The organism is Nitrosomonas communis (genome assembly GCF_024102715.1).
In the GTDB taxonomy this organism is placed as follows: domain Bacteria; phylum Pseudomonadota; class Gammaproteobacteria; order Burkholderiales; family Nitrosomonadaceae; genus Nitrosomonas; species Nitrosomonas communis_B.
This window is the reverse complement of sequence record NZ_JAGFJM010000135.1, coordinates 1-23,251: the sequence shown is the minus strand read 5'-3', so window position 1 is coordinate 23,251 and position 23,251 is coordinate 1. Positions and strand designations below refer to the sequence as shown.

The 23,251-nt window shown below is 46.1% G+C and carries 17 protein-coding genes, 1 rRNA gene and 1 pseudogene; 7 read left to right on the top strand and 12 right to left on the bottom strand.

Going from position 1 to position 23,251, the window contains the following annotated elements:
* Together J5I83_RS13115 and J5I83_RS13110 are read left to right on the top strand one after the other, a co-directional pair.
* Window positions 1-448 (top strand): annotated as a pseudogene (locus J5I83_RS13115) (Appr-1-p processing protein); the annotation flags it as partial.
* A 232-nt stretch (window positions 449-680) separates the two neighbouring features.
* Window positions 681-1,547 carry a cytochrome c gene (locus J5I83_RS13110; protein WP_304056847.1) on the top strand — a complete coding sequence of 289 codons (867 nt, stop codon included), beginning with the start codon at window positions 681-683 and terminating at the stop codon, window positions 1,545-1,547.
* 44 nt (window positions 1,548-1,591) lie between these two features.
* Here J5I83_RS13110 and J5I83_RS13105 read toward each other — a convergent pair whose 3' ends face one another.
* The 11 genes from J5I83_RS13105 to J5I83_RS13055 all read right to left on the bottom strand — a co-directional run bounded on the left by J5I83_RS13105 (window position 1,592) and on the right by J5I83_RS13055 (window position 13,660).
* Window positions 1,592-3,628, bottom strand: a complete 2,037-nt coding sequence (locus J5I83_RS13105; RefSeq protein ID WP_304056844.1) for an MtrB/PioB family decaheme-associated outer membrane protein — start codon at window positions 3,626-3,628, stop codon at window positions 1,592-1,594.
* Between the two features lie 68 nt (window positions 3,629-3,696).
* Window positions 3,697-4,575 carry a DmsE family decaheme c-type cytochrome gene (locus J5I83_RS13100; RefSeq protein ID WP_304056841.1) on the bottom strand — a complete coding sequence of 293 codons (879 nt, stop codon included), beginning with the start codon at window positions 4,573-4,575 and terminating at the stop codon, window positions 3,697-3,699.
* A gap of 1,028 nt (window positions 4,576-5,603) precedes the next feature.
* Window positions 5,604-5,963: a hypothetical protein gene (locus tag J5I83_RS13095; protein ID WP_304056839.1), complete on the bottom strand. Its 360-nt coding sequence runs from the start codon at window positions 5,961-5,963 to the stop codon at window positions 5,604-5,606.
* Between the two features lie 126 nt (window positions 5,964-6,089).
* Complete coding sequence (locus J5I83_RS13090) at window positions 6,090-6,764, bottom strand: Crp/Fnr family transcriptional regulator (RefSeq protein ID WP_304056836.1); 675 nt, start codon at window positions 6,762-6,764, stop codon at window positions 6,090-6,092.
* A 14-nt stretch (window positions 6,765-6,778) separates the two neighbouring features.
* Window positions 6,779-7,444, bottom strand: a complete 666-nt coding sequence (gene msrA / locus J5I83_RS13085) for a peptide-methionine (S)-S-oxide reductase MsrA (protein WP_304056834.1) — start codon at window positions 7,442-7,444, stop codon at window positions 6,779-6,781.
* Window positions 7,445-7,448: 4 nt separating this feature from the next.
* A complete protein-coding gene (gene msrB / locus J5I83_RS13080) occupies window positions 7,449-7,991 on the bottom strand; it encodes a peptide-methionine (R)-S-oxide reductase MsrB (protein WP_304056832.1) in 543 nt (180 codons plus the stop codon).
* Window positions 7,992-8,222: 231 nt separating this feature from the next.
* Entirely contained in the window at window positions 8,223-8,726 is a 504-nt protein-coding gene (locus J5I83_RS13075; RefSeq protein ID WP_304056830.1) for a hypothetical protein, read from the bottom strand.
* A gap of 89 nt (window positions 8,727-8,815) precedes the next feature.
* The gene (locus tag J5I83_RS13070) at window positions 8,816-9,364 is read right to left on the bottom strand and encodes a YMGG-like glycine zipper-containing protein (RefSeq protein WP_304056826.1); all 549 of its coding nucleotides are present in this window, start codon (window positions 9,362-9,364) and stop codon (window positions 8,816-8,818) included.
* A gap of 28 nt (window positions 9,365-9,392) precedes the next feature.
* Entirely contained in the window at window positions 9,393-10,637 is a 1,245-nt protein-coding gene (locus J5I83_RS13065; protein ID WP_304056823.1) for a hypothetical protein, read from the bottom strand.
* Window positions 10,638-10,847: 210 nt separating this feature from the next.
* Window positions 10,848-12,266, bottom strand: coding sequence for a DUF3482 domain-containing protein (locus tag J5I83_RS13060; RefSeq protein ID WP_304056821.1), 1,419 nt, complete (start codon window positions 12,264-12,266; stop codon window positions 10,848-10,850).
* A 2-nt stretch (window positions 12,267-12,268) separates the two neighbouring features.
* Window positions 12,269-13,660 (bottom strand): DUF2868 domain-containing protein, encoded by a 1,392-nt coding sequence (locus tag J5I83_RS13055; RefSeq protein WP_304056818.1) that lies wholly within the window; start codon window positions 13,658-13,660, stop codon window positions 12,269-12,271.
* 242 nt (window positions 13,661-13,902) lie between these two features.
* On the opposite strand from J5I83_RS13055, the gene J5I83_RS13050 reads away from it, so the two are divergent.
* Window positions 13,903-14,610 carry a type 1 glutamine amidotransferase gene (locus J5I83_RS13050; protein WP_304056816.1) on the top strand — a complete coding sequence of 236 codons (708 nt, stop codon included), beginning with the start codon at window positions 13,903-13,905 and terminating at the stop codon, window positions 14,608-14,610.
* 67 nt (window positions 14,611-14,677) lie between these two features.
* On the opposite strand, the gene glgB is transcribed toward J5I83_RS13050, so the two are convergent.
* On the bottom strand, window positions 14,678-16,879 hold the full coding sequence (gene glgB / locus J5I83_RS13045) for a 1,4-alpha-glucan branching protein GlgB (RefSeq protein ID WP_304056813.1): 2,202 nt from the start codon (window positions 16,877-16,879) through the stop codon (window positions 14,678-14,680).
* A 251-nt stretch (window positions 16,880-17,130) separates the two neighbouring features.
* Here glgB and glgC point away from each other — a divergent pair, with 251 nt between their 5' ends.
* The 4 genes from glgC to J5I83_RS13025 all read left to right on the top strand — a co-directional run.
* Entirely contained in the window at window positions 17,131-18,375 is a 1,245-nt protein-coding gene (glgC, locus tag J5I83_RS13040; RefSeq protein WP_304056810.1) for a glucose-1-phosphate adenylyltransferase, read from the top strand.
* Window positions 18,376-18,531: 156 nt separating this feature from the next.
* Window positions 18,532-20,238 carry a glycoside hydrolase family 57 protein gene (locus J5I83_RS13035; protein ID WP_304056807.1) on the top strand — a complete coding sequence of 569 codons (1,707 nt, stop codon included), beginning with the start codon at window positions 18,532-18,534 and terminating at the stop codon, window positions 20,236-20,238.
* Window positions 20,239-20,358: 120 nt separating this feature from the next.
* Window positions 20,359-22,362 carry an alpha-amylase/4-alpha-glucanotransferase domain-containing protein gene (locus tag J5I83_RS13030; RefSeq protein ID WP_304056805.1) on the top strand — a complete coding sequence of 668 codons (2,004 nt, stop codon included), beginning with the start codon at window positions 20,359-20,361 and terminating at the stop codon, window positions 22,360-22,362.
* Window positions 22,363-22,824: 462 nt separating this feature from the next.
* Window positions 22,825-23,251 (top strand): 16S ribosomal RNA (locus J5I83_RS13025); the annotation flags it as partial.

Sequence of the window (23,251 nt, the reverse complement as noted above, 5' to 3'; positions counted from 1 at the left end):
ATTGTATTTCATGCAGGAAGCTGGCCAGCCGTTGCGTTTGAAATATCAAAAAGCCCATTACGGGCCTTATGCTGAAAATCTTCGGCATGTACTCAACGCAATCGAAGGGCATTTTATCTCAGGCTATGCCGACGGCGGAGATGCGCCTGATAAGCCGTTGCAATTGCTGCCGGGCGCTATTGAAGAAGCAAATACCTTTTTGGAGAAACATCCACAAACACGTGAGCGCTTTAACAAGGTCTCTCAGCTTGTAGAAGGTTTTGAATCCCCCTTTGGCTTAGAACTTTTGTCTACGGTGCATTGGCTCTGTAAATACGAGCAGGCTGCAACAATAGAGGATGTTGTTAAGGCAACTCATGCATGGAATCTGCATAAACGTCAATTTACGCCAAGACAAATCGAGCTGGCGGTAGATGTTTTAAGCCGCTATCACTGGTTGCCTGCTTGAAATTGATGAGTGCTTTCTGCTGGCTATACATGCGATTGCAGCATCTTACGATCATTTTTTACGCTATACAATAAGTTGCAAAACGAATGTTAGAGACAAGTTAAATTAGCCCACGAGCAGTACCTAGCCAGCGGCGCCAGAGTCGATTGATTTGAATTGACTGATTTTATTTCTGTCTGCAAGCAGCATGGTTTGATAGGTGAATTAACGTAGTTCATGAGGTTAAGCAAGCATGAAAAATTTTTGGTATTGCGGATTAATCATTGCTGTTATTGGGGTGATGACTGGATTATCTGGCTTGGTGTCTGCCCAACATAGCGCTGTGATCGAATTTAAAAACAAGGGGGAGATGGTCAGAACGCTGCGCCTGGATGAGCTAGATAAGATTGTAACTGCAAGTTCTCTCAAGGTTTTCGAGGCGCATGAGAAAAGAGCACGCATTTATCAGGTTTACCCAGCGCGGCAACTTTTTGATCAAGTCTTTGGCAAGGGCTGGCGAGCAGCAGAAGAGGTTGTCTTCCTCTGTGAAGATGGCTATCAGCCCAGCATTCCGGTAGCAAAGCTTGTTGCTTATGATGCGTATTTTGCTTTTGCCAGCGCAGACGATTTACCGTTTACGCTGACTAACGTGTTGCAGAACAATGAAATGGTCAAACTAGGGCCGCTTTACCTGGTGTGGGATAATCTGAAGGCTGCTGAATTGCGTGAACATGGGGCGGTTGACATGCCTTATCAAGTAGTAGGGATTGAACTTGCCTCTTTTGCGGATCGTTTCCCTCATCTCTCTCCACCCGTCGGTGCATCTCAAGAAGTGCAACAGGGTTTTGTACATTTTCGCAAGCACTGCATCGCGTGTCATACCATCAATGGTCAGGGCGGTGGCAAGGCGCCTGAGCTGAATTATCCAGTCAGTGTGACCGAGTATCTCCAGCCTGAATACCTGAAGCGCTGGATCGATGATCCAGCCGGTATCCGTTACAACACAACCATGCCAGCGCTTGCAGCCGAGACGCCAGAGCGGGAGCAGGTGATGGCGGAACTCATCGCTTATCTGAAAGCGATGAGTACGGTAAAACGTCTGCCAGATGCGGCACCATAGCTTGTATCCTGAAACTTTCCGGTCAGTCTCCGTTTCGCGCTGGATTATTGCCAGCTTAAGTATGCCGAGAGGCCAAGGAAATTGACCCACTGGTTCTGGTCCTGACTTAAGCGGGTGCCGTCGGTATAAGTCCACCCTTTCCAGGTCCACTCGTTCGTTTTGAAATAATCAAGAATATAATCCAAACGAAGACCAACATTCTTTTTTAATGCATATCTTGCAAATAAATTCCATCTGCCTTGTTGGAAAGAAATATTGGGGACAGGTGTATTGCCGGGGCAGCAGGCAACTTCTGTGATGGATTGTTTAAACTTATCGGTAATATCCGAGTAAGTAAAGTTGGTGCCGATTTCAAGTTTTTCGTGCGGCTTGCCGTTTACGCCAACACCAAATGCGGTGCTTATGTTTTCCAGTTTGGAAGACCAGAGCTCGCGGGGGGCCGGTGTTCTGGAAGCTTGATCGATTTGTGTTTCATTGCGCGAGAACCATGCATTCGCTTGCCAGAATTCAGAGAATGTGTAAGCAGCATCGAGCGAGTAGTTGCGTGCATTGCCTGAGCGCACACCAAAACCTGAGTTGTTGCGGTCTCCATAGTTGTCCCATGATTCGTCGACCGCAACTTGCACCGATAGGGGTTCAATAGGCTCCCAATTAAGCAATAACCGTACTTTGTCCCGATTGCGATCAGCTAGATTGATCGGCGCGATCAGATTGAAAAATGGCTGACCCGTTGCGGTGACATTGGTTAAAAAATTTGAACCAAAGCGCTCGCTATGTATATACGAGACGGTTCCTGTCAATGTTTCTGCCATTGTGCGCCGCAATTCAACACGACCGGATAACTCATTGGTATTATTTCGATGGCCTGTTGTTTGCGGCGCGCCGGTTCGCTCCCAGTGTTCATAATCAACCCCCCCAATCAGGCGGAGATTCATCGGCAGGGCATAGTTCGCCTCAAGCTTATTGGTAAACGTTGTGAAAGAACGTGGGGTATTAAATCCACTCCAACGATTTCCATTTAAATCAATATTAAATGCATTCGGGTTGTAAAGAAAAACAGGTGTTTTATCATCACGATCTTCATAGCGGAAATTCGCAAGCAAGGTCAGCTTGGATAACGGTCGTGAAGTAAGTGCTGCTTGCACTAATGTGGTGTTAACTTTTCCATGCAGATTACTGCCAATGCCAGGGGCAGTGAGCTGGGTCGAAAAGAAACTATCCGTTTGACTCGCGGCAGTATAGGCAGCTTTGAATGTGCCGCGAGTGTATGGGTTAAACGAATATCCACCTGACAAGAATCCTTGGTGCGACTGATTGTCGGGTGCCAGTGCGATGGGGCTGAATAAGCTAGGCGCATAAATTCCGCCAATACTACTGCCGCCAGCGATGTTCAATGCTTTGTTTTTATTTTCAAAAAGCGTACCGTAGTATCCTGCAGATAGCTGGAGATCTTTTCCACTGTAATTGAGTGTTGCACCAAATATCTTGGTGGAGAAATTAATAGGTTCAGGAATGAATTCATAACCGCCGGTTGCAGTCGGCCCAGGCGGACCGAGCCGATTGCCTCGTCCGAAGATACGTGCACCATCTTTTTCTTCATTCTTGAAATGGAACTGCAATTCAAAATTTGCAGGAAGGAATTTATTGAGACCAAACGCAAAGGATTCGCGTTCAGTTTTAAGTTGCACAGGGTCGCCGGCAGTGGGCGTGGTCGGAACACTAAGGTTGGAGCTACCGATTCCTTCAACTGCAGTATTGGCTGTGAATGGCTCAAACCGCGGTGTCTGGCTGAATTCAAAAAAGTAGCCCCAATCGCCCTGTTTACTGTGTTCAAGCCGGATATCGCGATTCTTGAGACCGAGGTTACGCCCTTGTAACTTAAACCAGGTGCCGGTATCGTCATTTCTCTTCAATATGTCGACATTGAAAATGCCGTAAAGACCTTCATTACGTAAACCGTTAAATTGACCAAAACGTGCATTATCATCGGATAAATAACCTGCGCCAAACTGAATGGTACTCTGTGGTTTGGTTAACCGTTTGATACTATCGTTTTGTTCTGCCCAGGCGGAGCTCGCCATGATCAGTAATGCTGATGTAACTATTAGAAAATAAAAATACTTCTTCATTATGCTGTTTCTGCTCCCGATTAACGTTGAAAGAGTCCTTCATTGCGAACATTCTCTGGGTTATTGCTGCCATGAATGTTGGTGTGGCAATTCATGCAACCTCTTGCAAGTGTGTTTCTGGCATAAGCTCCTGTGATAGTACCGAGGGAGCTCTGATGGCTATTGGGTTCATGGCATTCCTGGCAAAGGAACGGAGAGCGTACTTTGAGCAAGTTAGGTGCTGTCGTGCCATGCGGGTTATGACAGATTGCGCAATTTTCCTGGACAGGTGGATGGTTATAAATAAATGGTCCACGCTTTTCCATGTGACAGGTAAAACAAGTTTCATTCACGCTATCGCGCAGGGTCATGCTCGGGCCAGCTGAACCGTGTGGATTATGGCAATCTGAACATACTACTTTCCCTTCGCGGATGGGATGGCGTGAAGGGCGGTTAATCTGGGCGCGTTGCTCCTTGTGGCAGGTGAAGCATATTTCTGATTGAGTGATTTTGTCGCGGACTTTATCGTGTGCAGTATGAACCTGATGACAAGAAGTGCAGGCGATATCTCGGTTCGCATGAGCGCTGCCTATCCAATTCATGCGCTTGCCACCTTGGTGGCAGCTTAAGCACGCCTGATTTCTATCTTCAATAGTATTAGTCGAATTTTTTCCAAAGGTACGTGATGGCATTGGCGGCATTGTTTTGTCGCTATCCATATGACTATCACTTTCTCCATGACAGCTGGTACACGTTGGCGTGCGGCTATCAGCCACGGTCCCATGTTTGGTCTTGCCAATGGCAAACACTGGATAATCACTGGTTTCATCATGACATTTTGTGCATTTTCCATCGTCTCGGAGAACCATGTCTGGCCATTCTTCCTCAGAATCATCTTCCTGCGCCATTGCATTTGGCATAATGCATAGCAGGAAAACTAATATCAGCAGCCGTAATAGCACGGAGCTTAATTTCTCTAAACCATTTAACATGATCCAAGCCCTCATTAAATTAAGTTAAGTTTGATATTTCTTGTGTGTGGGGAGGTAAACATAACCCCTGGAAAAAATTAATTCGCTTTAAGTGCAGTCTTTGCCTGTGAAGTCTCTCGCTTCAGCAGGGTTACTCATTGGTAAAGGTAAAAAAAGATGCTTTTTAAACCCTGTTATGGTCAGATAAACTTTTAACTACTGAATTAAATTTGTGGCAATAAATTCGGAACATGCGTAATGCTTCAGTAGCTGATGACTTCTGACTGCACTTGAATGAATTAATAATTGTTGGCATCGACAAATGCTGATGTTGCTGGCATCATGAGTACAACTAATATTGCTCGCACTTTGATAATATTTTTACTAGGCACTTCATACTTAAAATTTGAAATAAAACTTCAAAAGCCTGATTCGTTTATAGCTAGGATCAGACAAATCAAAAAAGCAATTATTAATAATTATAATTTTTAATACTTATGAGCAATATTCATGCCAGAATATTTTGTGATTTATAATCAGCTACTTATTCAACATGTGTAAAGAAATATAAAAAAATTTGTCGCCAGTTTCTTGGCCATATTTTGTGTCGGTTACATAACTAGCTGTTTCTGCAGAATTTATCCTGTCTACAATTGGAGACAATTGTGAGTTGTGAATGAGAATAATGAATAATGCTTGATGGTTAACACTTAATTTAGTGGGGAAAGCTAACGTCATGATGTGGCGGAATATGATGAGGATAGTGAGGCTGCTACCGGGGGCATCGCATGTTGTGTTTCATTGCAGGGGGCGATCCTCAATCTCTGGCAGCAATATTTATGCGGTAGTGCGAAATGGTGAAAGGCGGGGGCAGCAGAGACACCGAAACGCTGCATCATATTATGCAATGCTCACAGAGTATGTTGCGAGAGCAAATTTCTTCCCTGCTGCTGCCTGTTAAGCGATGATGTTCTCTGTCAGTCTCGGTGTTTTTCTTCCCGGTAGTTGGTCAATACGCCTGCTACAATAATAATGAGTCCCATGGCGATGTAAAAATTCCGTGCGATCGCTTCATCGGCAAAGCCAAGGATAAAGGGAATAGCCACCAGCACGGGGCCAACAATGCGTTCGATCCAGCCATGCAGGGTAAAGGCAAGTATCTTAAAAATACCAAGGGAAAAATCAGAAGCCAAAGTGACCGTCAGGTGAACTCCGGCCAATCCATATGCCAGCATGGCAGGTATTTGGCTTAGACCCAATAAGGTAGGGGCTAGTAAAAATATAACGACTGTTAGAAAATCTAGATATCCATGGTTGCGCGCTGAAATTATTTTCATTTGACTGCTCCTTTCATTGAGGGTGAGTAACAGTCAACACTTTAATACAGCGTTATTGCCCATGTCTGTTAGCTAGATAACATTGGATGATCGTGACTATTGCTGCATCTGAGTTTAATCAAGAAATCAATCCATGATTAAGGCCGTGTCGTTGATACAAATTTGTTCGCGAGTATAGTCAAGCATGCCTCGATTTCTGAAATCATTCATGATGGTGCTGACTACCGAGCGGCTGGCACCGACTAAATCTGCTAACTCCTGCTGAGTGAGGAAAATTTCCAGTGAATACCCATGCGTACAGCGTGTTCCAAATATTTGGGCAAGTTCCAGCAGAGTTGCGATGAGACGCCTGTCAACAGGCTGGGTAAGAATGGTGCGGAGTTTGCGTTCGATCTGTTGCTGACGGCTATAGATTGCCTCGAAAACAGACCATGACCACTCCGGCCAGCGAAACATCAATTTTTTGAAATCATGGTATTCAATCCGGTAAGACACGACTTTTCCGACAGCTTGCGCGCTTTCTTCCATGGTTTGGCTGACAGAATCATGCTGCAGGCGGCCGATAATATCCCCCGGCTGTAACAGGGCAAGCGTGAGCTCAACTCCCTGTGCTGTGAGATATGAAAGTTTGATGATGCCTTCTTTTATCCAGAAGAAATCAGCGCAGTTTTCCCCTTGGCGATAAAGAAAATGTTTATCAGGAATTTCGCTTTCCTGGATAGAAGGACATTCTTGCTGCCATTGCGCCAGATCCCATTCGGCAAACGGATTGAGTGAGCCAGTTTTTATACCGTGTTTCATTCGGCAGATTTGATTTATTGCTTGCTTCCCCACACTTGCGCCAGACGTTCATCGCGACCGCATCGGCTGCGGTAGTATGAATAGCGGACAGGATTCTTAAGATAGTAATCCTGGTGATATTCCTCTGCGGGGTAGAATTCGGTGGCAGGTAATATTTCGGTTACAACGGCTTGATTAAAGCGGCCGGAAGCAATCAATCCAGACTTGGACGCTTCCGCTTGCATATGTTGTTGGGCATTACGATAAAAAATGGCGCTGCGATATTGCGGCCCGTGATCGCAAAACTGGCCGTTCGCTGTGAGCGGATCAATCGTCGGCCAGTAAGCGGCAAGCAATCTGGCATAACTGGTTTTGGCTGGATCGAAATATATCTGTACGGCTTCGATGTGGCCGGTTTTGCCTTTACTGACCTGCTTGTAAGTAGGATTCGCCACCGTGCCGCCGATGTAGCCGGATAGGGTTTTGACCACGCCCGGAACCTTGTCAAAATCCGCTTCAGTGCACCAGAAACATCCTCCTGCAAATATTGCGATCTCCAGAACAGTCTCTTCTACTTGGTGCTGGAGTTGATGGTTAGTTCCGGCCAAATCCCTGCTATCCGACTGCTGACACCCAACAAGCGCAGCCAGTATTAAAAATATCGCGCTGCTGATCCAGTCCATGCCACCCAATTTCACCACTTTTTTATCCCCTGAGTTCAGGAAGCGCTTCTTCCTGCGGGATAAACCGCAGCGCTAACCCATTGTTACACCAGCGTTCACCCCGCGGTGGTGGGCCATCATTGAATACATGCCCCTGATGCCCGCCACAGCGTGCGCAATGATACTCAGTACGAGGCCAAATCAGCGTGAAATCACGCTTGGTACCAATGTGGCCGGAAATGGGTTGGGTAAAACTAGGCCAGCCAGTACCACTTTCATATTTATGTTTGCTCTCGAATAACGGTAAATGACAGGCGGCGCATAGGTAAGTGCCGTCACGATATTCTTTATTGAGCGGGCTGCTGCCAGAGGGCTCTGTATCTTCTTCGAATAAGACGCGATAAGCTTCCGGCGACAGAAATGAACGCCATTCTTCGTGTGGTTTTTCCAGAGGGGTAACCGTAATGGGATCAGTTTTGATTTTTTTGCTCCTTTGTTGTTCAGCGATTAATTCACGTGAACAAGATGATATTAAAGGTAATGTTGCTAACGCAACAAATCCTTCCAGCAAAGCGCGTCGTTTCATGGTAGATCCTCATTTTTTCAAATAAGTGCAGCAAAAAATTTGATCGTGGGCGCGTGGCATAGTTCATCCTTGTGAATGGCTTTGTTCAGAGTAATTTCCTAAGAGGAAGAAGCTTTACCAGATGCAGTAGTGAATAGGGTCATTTTACAGAGATCCCTGGATGAGTGATGCATGGGTTAGACACGCCCCGCCCCGCCCCGCCCGGGGGCGGGCACACATCGTGAAATGCAATTAATGACAGCCTGAATCTGCAAAAATAACTTCCCAGTTCATAGATCTTCCGCGCTGGTTCATTACTACGTTATATTCTTTGCCATCGACTACCACGCAGGGGATGACCAATTCGCCTGCAGCAAGATCAGCGCGTGCTATGGAAGGGGTAAAGGGCGCATCAGGGAGGCAGGCGCTTACATCATATTTAACATAACCTGTAGCTGGAACGTCATTTACTAACGTTGAAGTTGCTACATAGAGATCATTCCCTGCCACTTTGACATCCAATGCGCCGGGCAGGGGAATTTGTATGCTAGCCGAGGTGCCTGGAATGAAAATATCATTAGCGGCATCATAAGTGCAGGATAGTGGATGGGGCGGATCCGGCATCACAGTCAGACTATTGTTAGCTGCTAAAAAAATGGCATGTCTTTTAACTACTACCATAGGATCGGCATGGCTCGAGAGAGACAGTAGCGAACCTATTATTGCAAAGCTAAGTGGTAAAAATAGATTTTTCATACGCTTCCTAAAAAATTAAAAGATTCTGAATGCAACTATCAAATGATGCTGGCGACTATCTCATAACGTCTCCTTTCATCGAAACAAAGCTAGTAAGAGGGCGGAGGCGAGGGGGTGCCTGGTGGCGGCGGTGGATAACTTCCTGAAGGAGCACGCTGCGGCGAATATGTGTTGGAACTGCCTCCATTTGAGTATCCCTCGTTGACAAATCGGCCGGGGGAGGGGATGCGATGACCATTCGCATACATGCACTGCATATAAGCGGTGTCATATCGTTGCTGATTGATAGAACCGGAAGATTGGGCAGCGCTGCTGCCAGTCAATCCTCCTGCCAATAAACCGCTACCTGCACCAATCGCAGCGCCACGTCCGCCCCCAAATGCGGCGCCTGCGATAGCGCCCAACGCCGTCGTAACAGCGGCACTTTCCATTCCACTTACTATCGATGCCTGCCGTGGTGTCTGATCATTGAGTTGTTCGCTGGCAAATTGCTTGCAGAGCTGATCATCAGCTCTAAATTGATCAAAAGTTTTATTGGCGGCAGGGAGCACCATTACACTTGGACCCGTTGGTATTTGCACGCATGCTGTTAGCAAAGTAAGCGGCAGCAAAATGGATATCTTAACTATTCTAGGCATGACCTGATTTTCCTTTAATGAAATACGATTAAGAAGGCTGTGGAGGGATTTTTAGCCAGTCCTCTGAACACTTCCTGACATAAGGATAATACCCTTCTGGATTCCGACAATAATGCCAGTAATTGGTTTTTGGTGTAGGGGCAGGTCGTGAAACATTCTGTTGCTGAATATAAGCTGGTTTCCTTGGCAGTGCAATGGGCAGTGGTGCTGGTGATACCGGGGTAGCAGCAATTACTGCTGGGAAACCACTGAACGGGGAGTAACCGCCAAAATGGCTATAGGGGCCAAAGCCGAGATAATCATTGTAGAAGCGAACACGGCCAAAAGGAACATAGCCATTATAAAAACCAATTCCCCCAAAAGAACTGGGATTGCTATAGATGCTAAAACTACTGTAAGGGGCGAGGCTGCCAAATTCATAATAACTGAAGCCTGCAAAGGGGAAGTAGGGGCTAACAAAAGGTGTCAGTCCCAGCCCGCTTCCCAAGCCAAACATAATATCAAATCCATGATGATGGTGATGCCCATGATAGTGGTCATGCCCAGCATTGTGCTGATGTCCATCATTCTGAACTGATTGAACGTTGTGAATATTAATATGCTGGATAGCGCCTTGCGCAGCGACATTGTTTTGAATGGATTGATCTCCCGGAAGTGATTCGCTCTGCTGGGGAGATTGCGCTACTTGGGCGGCTTCATCTCTCTGAGAGGCTTGATCAACCTGGGTTGATTTATCCGCCTCGGCCGCTTCAGCAGATGAGTCATCCTGGGTTGGCGCACCTTCTATTGAAGGTTGATTGGAGCCAGCGGATCCGTTCGCTAACTCCAGTTGATGATCCTGGGCAGATTCTCCTAATTCGACAGATTGCTCATCTTGAGTCGGAGCTTCTGTCCGGACAAATTCTTCGTTTTGGGTGGGTTCAATATCCGGGCCAGGGCTAGCATTGGCCGTAACATCATCGGGTTGCTCAAAATCATCCGCTTGATCAAAGTCTGTGCTCAGGGCAGGATTATCGACTAATTCAAAATTTTCTTGTTGCTCAAAATCATTATCCTGGTCAAGCGCATTGCCTTGATCGAGATCTGCGTCTTGGTAAAAATCATCGCCTTGATCAAAATCGCCAGCAAAATCTCCGCTCTGATCAAAGTCACTGCCCTCGTAATCGCCATCAACGTCATCGGCATCGGCATCGCTATTGGTAGCCCATGCCGGACCTGTCGAGGTCAATCCTGCCAACGCGAGGATCATGCAAATCAGTCTGAGTTTTTTCATTTTAATTCTATTCAGGGTTGATGAGGCTAACAAACAATAGAAATTTACTCTGTTCGATGCTGATCATCATTTTATCGGGATGATCCTGAATAGAAGCTGAATCCATGAACGCTCTTCAATAAGCTTATCGCAAGCTAACTGGACAGGGCTAAGCCATTCCAGTCGCAAGAAACCTGCTGACGATAAGGCTGTTACAGGTTCAGAGTGGTTCTAGTCGCTTTCTAGCAGCGCTTTGATCAGCTTGGCTTCGATTTCTTGATACTGTGGATTCTGATTCCGGGACGTAGAAGGCTTGTGCCATGCAGGGTTTTGCTGAAGAATACTGATCATGGCAGGCCAGTTATTGGGTAATTTTTCTGAAGCTGAGGGGACGGCAGTATCGATCTGATCTGCATGGCAAGCGGCATGACCGCGATGCATCAGTTTCGCCAGCAATTGCTGCTGGCGTAGATAGAGTATTTGTAGTGTGTTTTCATCTACGCATAGCCATTGTGTACCTTGAATTTTTGCTTTGATTTCTTTGCCGTAGCGTCTGAATGTTGACCAGCCAGTACCCGCGATGGCACCCAAGGCGCTGGCCGCACCCAGGCTGAGGCCGCCTACCATCAGATCGATTCCTGCCCCTGCCGCAGCACCTTTGAGCGCAGCACTGCCAACATCAAGACCATATGCTTTAAGGACGCCGGGAGCAAATATATCGAGCTGCCATTGACCATTACTGACGGGAATTTTTTGGAGAGCAATATCGTTTTCTGAGAAATTAAAAATACCGAGTAAATCTCTTAAACAACGCTGTTCGGCTTTTCTTACAAAATCCTTTAATTTTTGGGCGGCGGTTGAATCTGCGATGTTATCGTTGTGGCGGTATTTGTTCTCACGATAACAGGCAACGGAGACGATCAGCTCGGCGATGCGTTTGGCTGCAGATAGGCAAAGTTGATCCCATGCCTTGGCGCGGTGGTTGATGAGTTTTTGTAATCTGTCGTAGTGTAATTCCACTAGGCTTTGTATTTTCTGATATAACCGTTTCTCAGCTTCAAAGGAAAAGGCAACCGTGTCAAATTCCAGCGAAGCATGGATATTGAATGCAGCCAGTTTTTTGCGCCAAACAGCGAGTTCCTCTGTATGCTCAGCAATGAAATTGAAAACCGGGATGATCGGTTTCATGGCTTTACTGAGCACCTCGATTTCAACCAGGTATTTTTCCAGCACGGGCTCACGCACATCGATAATGTACAGCAAGACATCGCTGCGTAATACCTGTCTGATGACCTTGGCTTCTTGCTCGAGCGGATCATCGATGGATGTGGTTGAAATAAATTTTTCCAATATTTCAGCGGATGAAAGTGTTTTATGCCGGGAGCTGATTGCCTGCAGTTGCCGTAACAGCGCATGGGAATCTTCGATGCCGGGGGTGTCATGTAAATTCAGGATGGCCTCGTTGCCAGCAAAAATAGTGGCCCGTTCAACATGACGTGTAGTCCCTGCACCATCTTCAATTTCACCAAACTGCGTGCTTCGCAACATGGTGCGAATCAGCGAGGTCTTGCCTGTATTGGTATGACCCACAACTGCAACATTTAACAATGAGTGAATATCCTGAATTGATGCCTCGTCTACTGCTTTCATGGCTATTGAGTGATAACGTGTTCAGCGGGGATGGTACAGGCTTCAGCCGTTCGAAACCATGCGAGTTTGCGTGTGTCTGCAACGGGAATGGCTGCGCGGCTGCGCAGTAAAATCAGCCACACTTCCCTTGAGGCATTGGCAGTCAATTCTCTGATGGTGCGCTGCACCCCCCTGTCAGGCAGTCGATGTGCAGCCACACCAATCAGCAACGAGCCATCAAATTTTTTGATCATTTTAGCTGCTTCCGAAAATGATGTTTGATCAATCACATTTTTGCTGCAATGGGTGCCAATTGGCCAGATAATATGATCATCAAGCTCAATACCAATAGCGAGTGCATTCTGCGGTACTCCCTGGCCAGCCGGCCGAGGCGTTGTCATTACTTTTACTTCAGCAATTTTTGGATCTGCATCGATGACGCGGGACTCAAATTCGTGCGCCATTAAGCGTTGCCGTAAAGTAATATAGTAGGGCAAATAAAGATCCAGTTTGAAGCGATGCTCAGCTAGTTTCAGCATGAGTGCGGAAACTAGCAATAATGCCAGTCGCGGCAAAATACCATAGAGCAATAAGGCACCTAACAAAAATTTTGCCCACGCGCTTCTTGTTTCTGCATCTTGTACCGCTGCGCCCACCCGGCTTGCTGCAATCTGGTAACTATCCGGAGGGATCAACCTGAAAAATTCCATGGGCTTGCTCAGCCATTGCGTCAGCTCAGGAAGCGCGCTGTCTGGCAGCAGTGTGGTTCCCCAAATAAAGTCGTATTGCTTCGCCATCATGAGCAGTAACAGCAAGGCCATGCCGGTTGCCAGATAAATCAGCCAGAATTGATGGGTCAGCACACTGATCCGCCATTTGCCGACTGTCCCGGTCAAGCAAGTTTCCCACCAGCCACGTGCCGCAAGTGAAGCAATCATATCGCTTTCTCTTTCCTTGTGACGATAGGGCAGCCAGCAGGTCAACTGAGCGACAACTCCTGCGCTTAATCCGTGTAAATTGAGGGTGATGCCGGTAAGCCATAGCATGATGGAAATCATGTTGAAACCGAGTAAAACCGCTAATAGCCAGTATATATTCAATGTGGAAGACTCACCGACCGCATTACCCGCCGCCAATGCACCCAGAATTGCAGCGGCAAACAAACTTATTCGACTGGCACGTATAAATAATTTTTGCGGATGCTGTAATGCTGTGGTTAGTGCATTATCCTGAATCAGACGCCGCGCACGGCCTGTCAGTCGCTTTAGCAGAACAGTGTAGTTGAAATCAGTGGCAGCATGGGTTTCCATGTCAGCGATGCTTGCATATGACAGCGCTTCTGCTCTGCTCGTTTCAATGTGGCGCAATTGTTCTAAACGAACTAGCTCAGAGAACATATTATTTTTTGTTGTCATAACCGTTGATTTCAAAAGAATGGAGAATGCCGTTTCTCTGGAGTGTCAGCTTGTCTGGCGTGATGCCAGGTAGCAATGTTGTTAAGGATGATTGGCAATCGATCAGGTTGCGCTTGAAAAAAAGTGCGGATGCTTGTTCCGGTACACAAGAGCATTTATAAGTGCAATCAGCAGAGAGGAGTCAATGGAAAAAAGCTACAATTAGCAGTAAAAGATTTGTTATCGTCAGAAAGGTTATTGCCATGAAGCCAGTTGCAATTTTCAGATTTTTTCCTATCGAAGGACCCGGTTATTTTGCCACATTTCTCGATAACAATCATATTCCTTGGCTGTTAATCTGCATTGATCAGGGCGAGAGCCTTCCTGTCAATATCAATTCATTCAGTGGTTTGGCGTTGATGGGAGGCCCTGTGAGCGTTAATGACAATTTGCCCTGGCTTGAACCTGTGCTTGCCCTGATCAAGCAAGCTGTGGCTAACAATGTGCCGGTAGTGGGGCATTGTCTGGGTGGTCAACTGCTGTCCAAGGCATTAGGAGGTGTCGTTGCGGCGAGTCCCATCAAGGAATTAGGCTGGGGTAAAGTCAGCGTGGCAGATAATCCGGTTGCCCATGAGTGGTTGGGGACGTTAAAGGAATTCGAATCATTTCATTGGCATGGAGAAACATTTTCTTTGCCCGCTGAAGCAATGCTGCTGCTCTCCAGCCCTTATTGCAAGAATCAGGCATTTGCATTGGGAATGCACCTGGGAATGCAGTGTCACGTGGAGATGACTGAAGACATGGTGCGTGATTGGAGTAAAGTCAATGCTGCAGAAATAGTCCAAAACCTGACGAGCCCGGCAGTTCAGTCAGCTGAGGCCATGCAGACGAATCTGGTGTCTCGCGTGCCGCAATTGCATGTCATTGCCGATCGGCTGTATGGCAAGTGGATCAGCGCATTGAAATCCTGAGCCCAATTTTGTTTTCTGAAGTTAGGATGAACGATCAGTCGATCGTATCGCCCGTTGTCTGATTGAATCAGGGGACGGCAGGAGCTAAGATAAGCCCGGCTAACGGTGGCAGTGTGATCACGAGGGAGTCTGCAAATTCCAGCCAGGGTTCGCCTGTCGTGTTGATTCGGCCAGCGTTGCCCATATTGCTGCCCCCATAGTAAATCGAATCACTGTTAAATATTTCCTGGTAGGAGCCGCTAGCGGGGACACCAATCCGATATTTCATGCGTGGCACCGGTGTGAAATTCAACACAATCAGTCTAAAGGAACCATCTTGCGCGCGGCGCAGATAGCTAATCACAGATTGATCCGCATCATGACAATCGATCCAGCTAAATCCTTCTGCAAAAAAATCAAGCTGATGCAATGCGGCGATATTCATATAAAGATGATTGAGATCACGCAATGCCAGCTGGACGCCACGATGATGCTCATGTTCCAGCAAATGCCAATCAAGCTCTTTGCTGACGCACCATTCATTACCATGGGCAAACTCGTTACCCATGAAATTAAGCTTTTTGCCAGGACAGGTCATTTGGTAGGTAAACAGCAAACGCAAGTTAGCAAATTTCTGCCACGCATCCCCGGGCATTTTGGCTAGTAGCGAACCCTTGCCATGCACGACTTCGTCGTGCGAGAGGGGCAGTACAAAGTTTTCGGTGTAGGCGTACAACTGGTTGAAAGTCAATTCATTGTGGTGATATCGTCGATGGATAGGATCAAACTCGAGATAAGCGAGCGTATCATTCATCCAACCCATATTCCATTTCATGGAAAAGCCCAACCCGCCGACATAAGTCGGACGTGATACCGCTGGCCATGCCGTGGACTCTTCCGCAAAAGTGATGGCGCCCGGAAATTCTTCATGTACCATGATATTTAACGTACGCAGGAAATCGATCGCATCAAGATTTTCCCGGCCACCGTACCTATTAGGCAGCCATTCCCCCGCTTTGCGTGAGTAATCGAGATAGAGCATTGAAGCCACAGCATCAACGCGTAATCCATCGAGATGGAACATGTTTAACCAGTAATGCGCGCTCGATAGTAAAAATGATTTCACCTCATTGCGCCCGTAATTGAAGATAAATGTTCCCCAGTCCTGATGGAATCCCAGGCGGGGATCTTCATGTTCGTACAGGGCGGTGCCGTCGAAGCGAGCCAGGGAAAAAGTATCCTGGGGAAAATGTGCCGGTACCCAATCCAGGATCACTCCGATGTTCGCTTGATGGCAGGCATTGACAAAAAATTTGAAGTCTTCCGGCAAACCGTAGCGACTCGTTACTGCAAAATAACCCGTTGTCTGATAACCCCAGGATTCATCAAGTGGATGCTCTGATATCGGTAATAATTCAACATGTGAATAGCCCATTTCAAGCAGATAGGGAATCAAGTGCTGGGCAAGCTCACGGTAATTATAAAAACGCCCATCTGCATGCCGTTTCCATGAGCCGGCATGAACCTCATAAATATTCAGCGGTGCATGTAACCAGTTCCAGTTGGCGCGTTTTTGCATCCAGTCTGCATCCTGCCAGACAAAATTTTCTGCCACTGAAGTATAGGCGGCATTGCTGGGGCGCAACTCATGGTAATTTGCGTAGGGATCGGTCTTGAGCAGGATTTCTCCGCTATCACGGTTGCGGATCTCATATTTATAAAGTGTGCTGCTTGGTAAGTCGGGAATGAATAATTCCCATACGCCACTGTAGTGGTGAACAGCCATCGGATGCATGCGCCCATCCCAACGATTAAAATTACCTACTACGCTGACCCGCTCTGCATTGGGCGCCCAGATGGCAAAGCGGATGCCGGCAACGCCATCAATGTTTGCCGTGTGGGTTCCTAACGTTCGATAACTCTGGTGTAGGCTGCCTTCATTGAATAAATACAAATCATGTTCGGAAATTTGTAATGGAAAAGCATAGGGATCATGTAATTCGTGCACGGCGCCCATTGTGTTGCTTTCCTCAATCCTGAGTAGATAGGGGTGCGCAGGCAATGTTTTACCATGCCATTCAAAGATGCCATCACCTTGCGCATTAACCATCAACTCAAAACCGTTGGATGTTTGGATCCAAATGTTAGCGGCATACGGCTGAAATGTTCTGACCAGTTCGCCGTCTTGTTTTTTATGCCTGCCTAGATAAACAAACGGATTGTGTAGTCGAGCGGCCAGCAATGCTTCACGCAATGTATCGATTTTTGCGGGTGTAAATTCTGATTTCATAAGCTCAGACCGTAATTAACGTACCAGAGTGACCCAGTATGTCTGGAAATGATGATTAAGATCAAGTAAGATGCGATAGTATAAAGACTAAAGATTAGTGCAGCTCATATTCTAAAACAGCCAAGCTTGACCGTGGTAAATATATAGTGCATTTGCTGGATTTTTTCTGTGCGCTGCTATCCGCTTTACGGTTGATGTATTGGTATTCATGCTGTTCAGTAGATGGCTATTCTCACATCGGGAGATATTGAATGCTTACACATAATGCGCTTGCATTGATACTGGCAGGCGGACGTGGCAGTCGCTTGCATCATCTGACAGATTGGCGTGCTAAACCAGCAGTTCCCTTTGGTGGTAAATTCCGCATTATCGATTTTCCGCTTTCCAATTGTGTCAATTCAGGCGTGCGGCGGATTGGAGTGGTTACGCAATACAAAGCACAAAGTCTGATACGCCATATTCAGCGCGGCTGGAGTTTTCTTGATGGGCGGTTCAAAGAATATGTAGAGCTTTTCCCGGCGCAACAGCGCACTGAAGAGACGTGGTATCAAGGCACAGCAGATGCTGTTTTTCAGAATCTCGATATTCTGCGTTATCATGGTCCTAATCATGTTCTGATTTTGGGTGGCGATCATGTTTATAAAATGGATTACAGTAGAATGCTTGTCGAGCATGCAGAAAGAGGTGCAGACATCACTGTTGCCTGCTTGGAAGTGCCGCTGGAAGATGCGACAGCGTTTGGAGTTATGGCTGTAGACGATAAATGGCATGTTACTAATTTTACCGAGAAACCAGATAACCCAGCGCCCATGCCGGATCAGCCAGATCGCGCATTAGTCAGCATGGGTATTTACCTGTTTAATGCTTCTTTTCTGTTTGAGCAATTGATTCGCGATCACGATGACAGTCTTTCATCTCATGATTTTGGTAAAGACCTGATCCCGTATTTGGTCAAGCATCATCGTGTTTATGCGCACAGCTTCCAGAGCAGCTGTGTCAATATGGCAGCAGGTGTTCCGTACTGGCGCGACGTGGGTACAGTGGATGCATACTGGGAAGCCAATATCGATCTCACGACGGTAACGCCTGATCTTAATCTGTATGATGAAGACTGGCCGATCTGGACTCATCAGGAACAATTGCCGTCCGCCAAATTTGTTTTTGATGATGATGACCGGCGTGGTCATGCGCTTGATTCCATGGTTTCAGGAGGTTGTATCATTAGTGGTGCAACCATTCGCCGCTCATTATTATTTTCCAATGTTCAAGTTCGCAGCTATGGTGCCGTCGAAGATTCAGTCATTCTTCCCAATGTGGATATAGGCCGGCACGTCCATTTGAAACGAGTGGTAGTTGAAAAAAACTGTGTCATCCCAGAAGGATTGAAAGTTGGCTTTGATCCAGTAGAGGATAGTAAACGCTTCTTTGTGACCAAAAAGGGGATAACGCTCATCACACCGGAAATGCTGGGTCAATGCATACATCAAATTCGCTAATACAGATGTGAGAAGTGAGGGGGCGGTAGACAAAGATGTGTCTGACTACTCATAGCAGCAGAAGGTATGTTGTACTCCGCGGCATGTGGCAATATTATCGCCATAACGATGCCTTCAGATTTTTTGCATAATACCTGTTTACCTGTTATTTAGGTTATGAAACCACTGAGTCTCGTTTTGCTATGGCACATGCATCAACCCGATTACCGGGATCATGAGACAGGTGAATTTGTATTGCCGTGGGTATATCTGCATGCAATCAAAGATTATACTGACATGGCGCACCACTTAGAAAAACATCCCCGTGTCAAAGCGATTGTTAATTTTGTGCCAATATTGCTGGATCAACTCGACGATTATGTGCAGCAATTTGCGCAGAAAAAAATACGTGATCCGTTACTGCGTCTGCTGGCAACCCCTGATCTGAATCAGATCACGGCAAAGGAACGTTCTTGCATATTGAATAGCTGCTTCCAAAGCAATCACGCTACCATGGTGAAGCCTTACCCGGCCTATCAGCATCTTTATGATTTGTATAATATGTTTAAAGAGCGTGGGGACATCGATTTGATCTATGTTTCAGGTCAATATTTGGCTGATTTGTTAACGTGGTATCACCTTGCATGGACGGGTGAGAGTGTGCGACGAAATCATGAGATCGTAGTGCAGCTTATGACGCAAAGCAGAAATTTCAGCTATACAGACCGAATGCAGCTATTCAGTCTTATTGGGGAGCTTATCCAGAAATTGATTCCTCGTTATCGTGAACTTGCTGCTTCAGGTCAGGTCGAGTTGTCTACTACACCTCATTTTCATCCGCTAGCCCCGTTACTGCTTGATTTCTCGTCAGCGCATGATAGTCTTCCTGATGCTGCTTTGCCTGCTGGCATGATCTATCCGGGAGGGCGTGAACGCATTACCTTCCATTTGAAATCAGCCATAAGCAGCCATCAGCAACGCTTTAATGCCCAGCCAGTAGGCGTCTGGCCTGCTGAGGGTGCCGTTTCAAGAGCTTTGCTAAATATCCTGATGGAGTTAGGTTGCCAGTGGAGTGCCAGTGGCGAGGGGGTATTGGTTAACAGCTTGTATAAATCCTATCCGGATCAAGCTTTGCCGAATCGCAATCACTATCTTTACCGACCTTACCGGATATCTGATGAAAAAAGCAGTATGTTGTGTTTTTTTCGTGATGATAAATTGTCCGATATGATCGGATTCGAGTATTCGAAGTGGTTCGGGCGTGATGCAGCAGAAAATTTTGTCCACACACTTGAAAATATTCATCGTGAGACTCGATCGGTTGCACATCCGGTAGTGAGCGTCATTCTGGATGGTGAAAATGCGTGGGAATCTTATCCTTATAATGGCTATTATTTTCTCAGCGATCTTTACGAATTGCTTGGCAATCACTCATTCATTCAAACGACGACTTATCGTGACTACCTTGGGACTTTAATTTATACACAAACTGAAATCGAGACATTACCAGCGCTCGCTGCAGGAAGCTGGGTTTACGGTACCTTCTCTACTTGGATCGGTAACCGTGATAAAAATTTGGCATGGGATCTATTATGTGCCGCTAAACAGAGTTATGATCTTGTTATGAAAAGCGGGCGCTTAACTGATGAAGAGAAATCAATGGCAGAACATCAGCTTGCTTCATGTGAAAGCTCAGACTGGTTTTGGTGGTTTGGAGATTATAATTCACCACAAACAGTTGCTCGCTTTGATCAGTTGTTCCGTAAAAACCTTGCTAATCTTTATCGTTTGCTGAAGCTGCCTATCCCCGCGACCTTGCTTGAGCCCATCAGCCATGGGGGGCGCTATACTGGCATGATTGAAACGATGCGACGTTCATCGTAAATTTAATCAAATTAAGATGAGTGAGTTCAAGCGATATAAATTATTTCAATAAAAAATTAAAGAATAATGTATAGACTCAGCACATCAAATTATCCATAGCAAAATGAGTGAAACTTGGTGATGTCTCAATCGATATCTTTACTTTTTGGTGTTCATGCGCATCAGCCAGTTGGTAATTTTGCCGAAGTTTTAGTAGATGCGCATTTGCGTTGCTATAAACCTTTTTTACAGGTTTTGTATCGCTATCCAGATTTTAAGTTTGCTCTCCATTTTTCTGGATGGTTACTTGATTTCTTGTTTGAACATTATCCCGATGATATGACTTTGTTGCGAGACATGGTCATGCGAGGACAAGTGGAGCTTTTCGGTGCAGGAGAAACTGAGCCGGTATTGGCGGTTATTCCTAATCGAGATCGTATCGGGCAAATTGAGACTTTTTCTAAGAAACTAGAAAAAAAATTCGGGCAGCGTCCTCGAGGCGCTTGGCTCACCGAGCGAGTGTGGGAATCAACAGTCGTACCTGCACTGGTGGATTGCGGTATTCATTATGTAATCGTGGATGATTATCATTTTATTTGTGCGGGTAAAAGTAAAGCAGAGCTCAATGGTTTTTTTGCTACCGAGGAAGACGGCCGCACGCTTGATCTTTTTCCTATTTCTGAGACACTTCGTTATAAACTGCCTTTCTCGCCGGCGCATGAAGCCGTGGCGCATATTGAATCCTTGGCTGAAGCTTCAGCATCAAACAAATGCATTGCTGCTGTCTATTTTGATGATATCGAGAAATTCGGTATCTGGCCTGAAACCTATCAATGGGTATATGAGAAAGGCTGGCTTGAGCATTTTATTCAGGGAGTGTTAGCTTCTCCCAAGATTTCTCCCCGGCATTTCCATGATTATCATACATCTGAAAAATCACGTGGAGTAGTTTATCTTCCAACCACCTCCTACATTGAGATGAATGAATGGACATTGCCTGCCGAACCGGCTAATGCCTATGCTGATCTGGTGCGACAGGCGAAATCGGCAGGTTGGTATGAGCATAATAAATCGTTTTTGCGGGGGGGGATCTGGAAAAATTTTTTTTCACGCTATCCAGAGTCGAATTGGATGCACAAACGCATGTTATGCCTTTCTGCCCGGTTAGCAGCATTGCCGACAGAGCAGCACTCTGATGTGATGCGGCAAAAATTGTATGCGGCTCAAGCCAATGATGCTTATTGGCATGGTTTGTTTGGCGGCCTGTATCTCCCTCATCTGCGGCGTGCTATATACAATAATATTGTCGAGTTGGAAGCTCTGCTGGATACCTGTGTGCCACGTCCTGCCTTTTATATCGAAGATACTGATCTGGATGGTGTAGAAGAGGCTTATTTGCATAATGGAATACTTCAGACTGTAGTCAAGCTCGATGGCAGTGCGAGTATTTGTGAATTCGACGCTTATTTACTCAAGCATAATTTTGGTGACACGCTGTGCCGCCAAACAGAGCATTATTTCTGCAAAATACAGCTGGATGCATCTGAGATGTCAACGCACGGCAGTGCAGGTATTGCTTCTGCGCATGATCGGATTAATTTCAAACACCAAATTAATCCTTCTGATTTAGAAGTTGACATCCATCCGCAAAATTTATTTCTAGATAGCCTAAATGGAATAACGCTGCCTTATCGACTTGAGTCACATAATGATTATCGTATTCGCTTCCAGTCCATGACTGATCAATGGCAAATAATGAAGGAATTTGAGCTTTCAGGAAATCGTTTATTGGTTACATATGACTTATCGGGTGGCTTAACAGGTCAGCTAGAAATTGAAATAAATTTAGCGATGCCCAGTTGTGATGGCCCCGGGGGGCGTTATATCAGTTTTGGTTCGACTGTGTTGGGTGGCTTTGGGCAATTTCTTAATCTTGCAGATATCACTGAAGTCATAATGGAGGACAGCACGTTGCAGGGAACATTATCATTTAGTACATCTACTCCAATTAGATTGCGTACGCAGCCTCACTTCTCAGTATCTCAATCGGAAGGGGGATATGAAAAGATTATGCAAGCTGTCAAGCTATCATTGATCTGTCCAGTTGCGGTACGGCAACTAATGATCGCGTTGGAAGTCAAGTAAAGGCGTAGTCTAGAACAAGACTAATGGATAACTGATAAAACGGTGGTCTGCGAATAAAAAGATGAAAGAGTGCAGTGATGCAGGCAGGTGTCCAAAGGCTCATAGAGGGAGTGGATTTTGGCGCTGATGTTCGGAATCGCAGTGCTTTGTCAGTAATTATTTGAATTTAAAGGTATATTTTCCTATTTGAGACATTGTTGCTCACTAGATAAATCATTTTTTTTAAAAAAATGATTTAAAAGCTTGACCAGTTAATTATGTGCTGTATAATGCACATCTCTGTTGCTTGAGACGATTTAGAAAAAGCAACAAGCTCTTTAAAAAATTAACAACCAATAAGTGTAGGCGCTTGGTAACGAATAATTAACTTGATTAAATTCAAGTTAATTGCAAGGAATCAACCAAGCAATTAGTTTATAAATGAGTTAATTGTAAACTAAAAGCTGAGCAAAGAATTAAAATTAACTGAAGAGTTTGATCCTGGCTCAGATTGAACGCTGGCGGCATGCCTTACACATGCAAGTCGAACGGCAGCACGAGGGCAACCTTGGTGGCGAGTGGCGAACGGGTGAGTAATACATCGGAACGTGTCTTGAAGTGGGGGATAACGCATCGAAAGATGTGCTAATACCGCATAATCTCTAAGGAGGAAAGCAGGGGATCGCAAGACCTTGTGCTTTTGGAGCGGCCGATGCCTGATTAGCTAGTTGGTGGGGTAAAAGCCTACCAAGGCTACGATCAGTAGCTGGTCTGAGAGGACGGCCAGCCACACTGGGACTGAGACACGGCCCAGACTCCTACGGGAGGCAGCAGTGGGGAATTTTGGACAATGGGCGAAAGCCTGATCCAGCCATGCCGCGTGAGTGAAGAAGGCCTTCGGGTTGTAAAG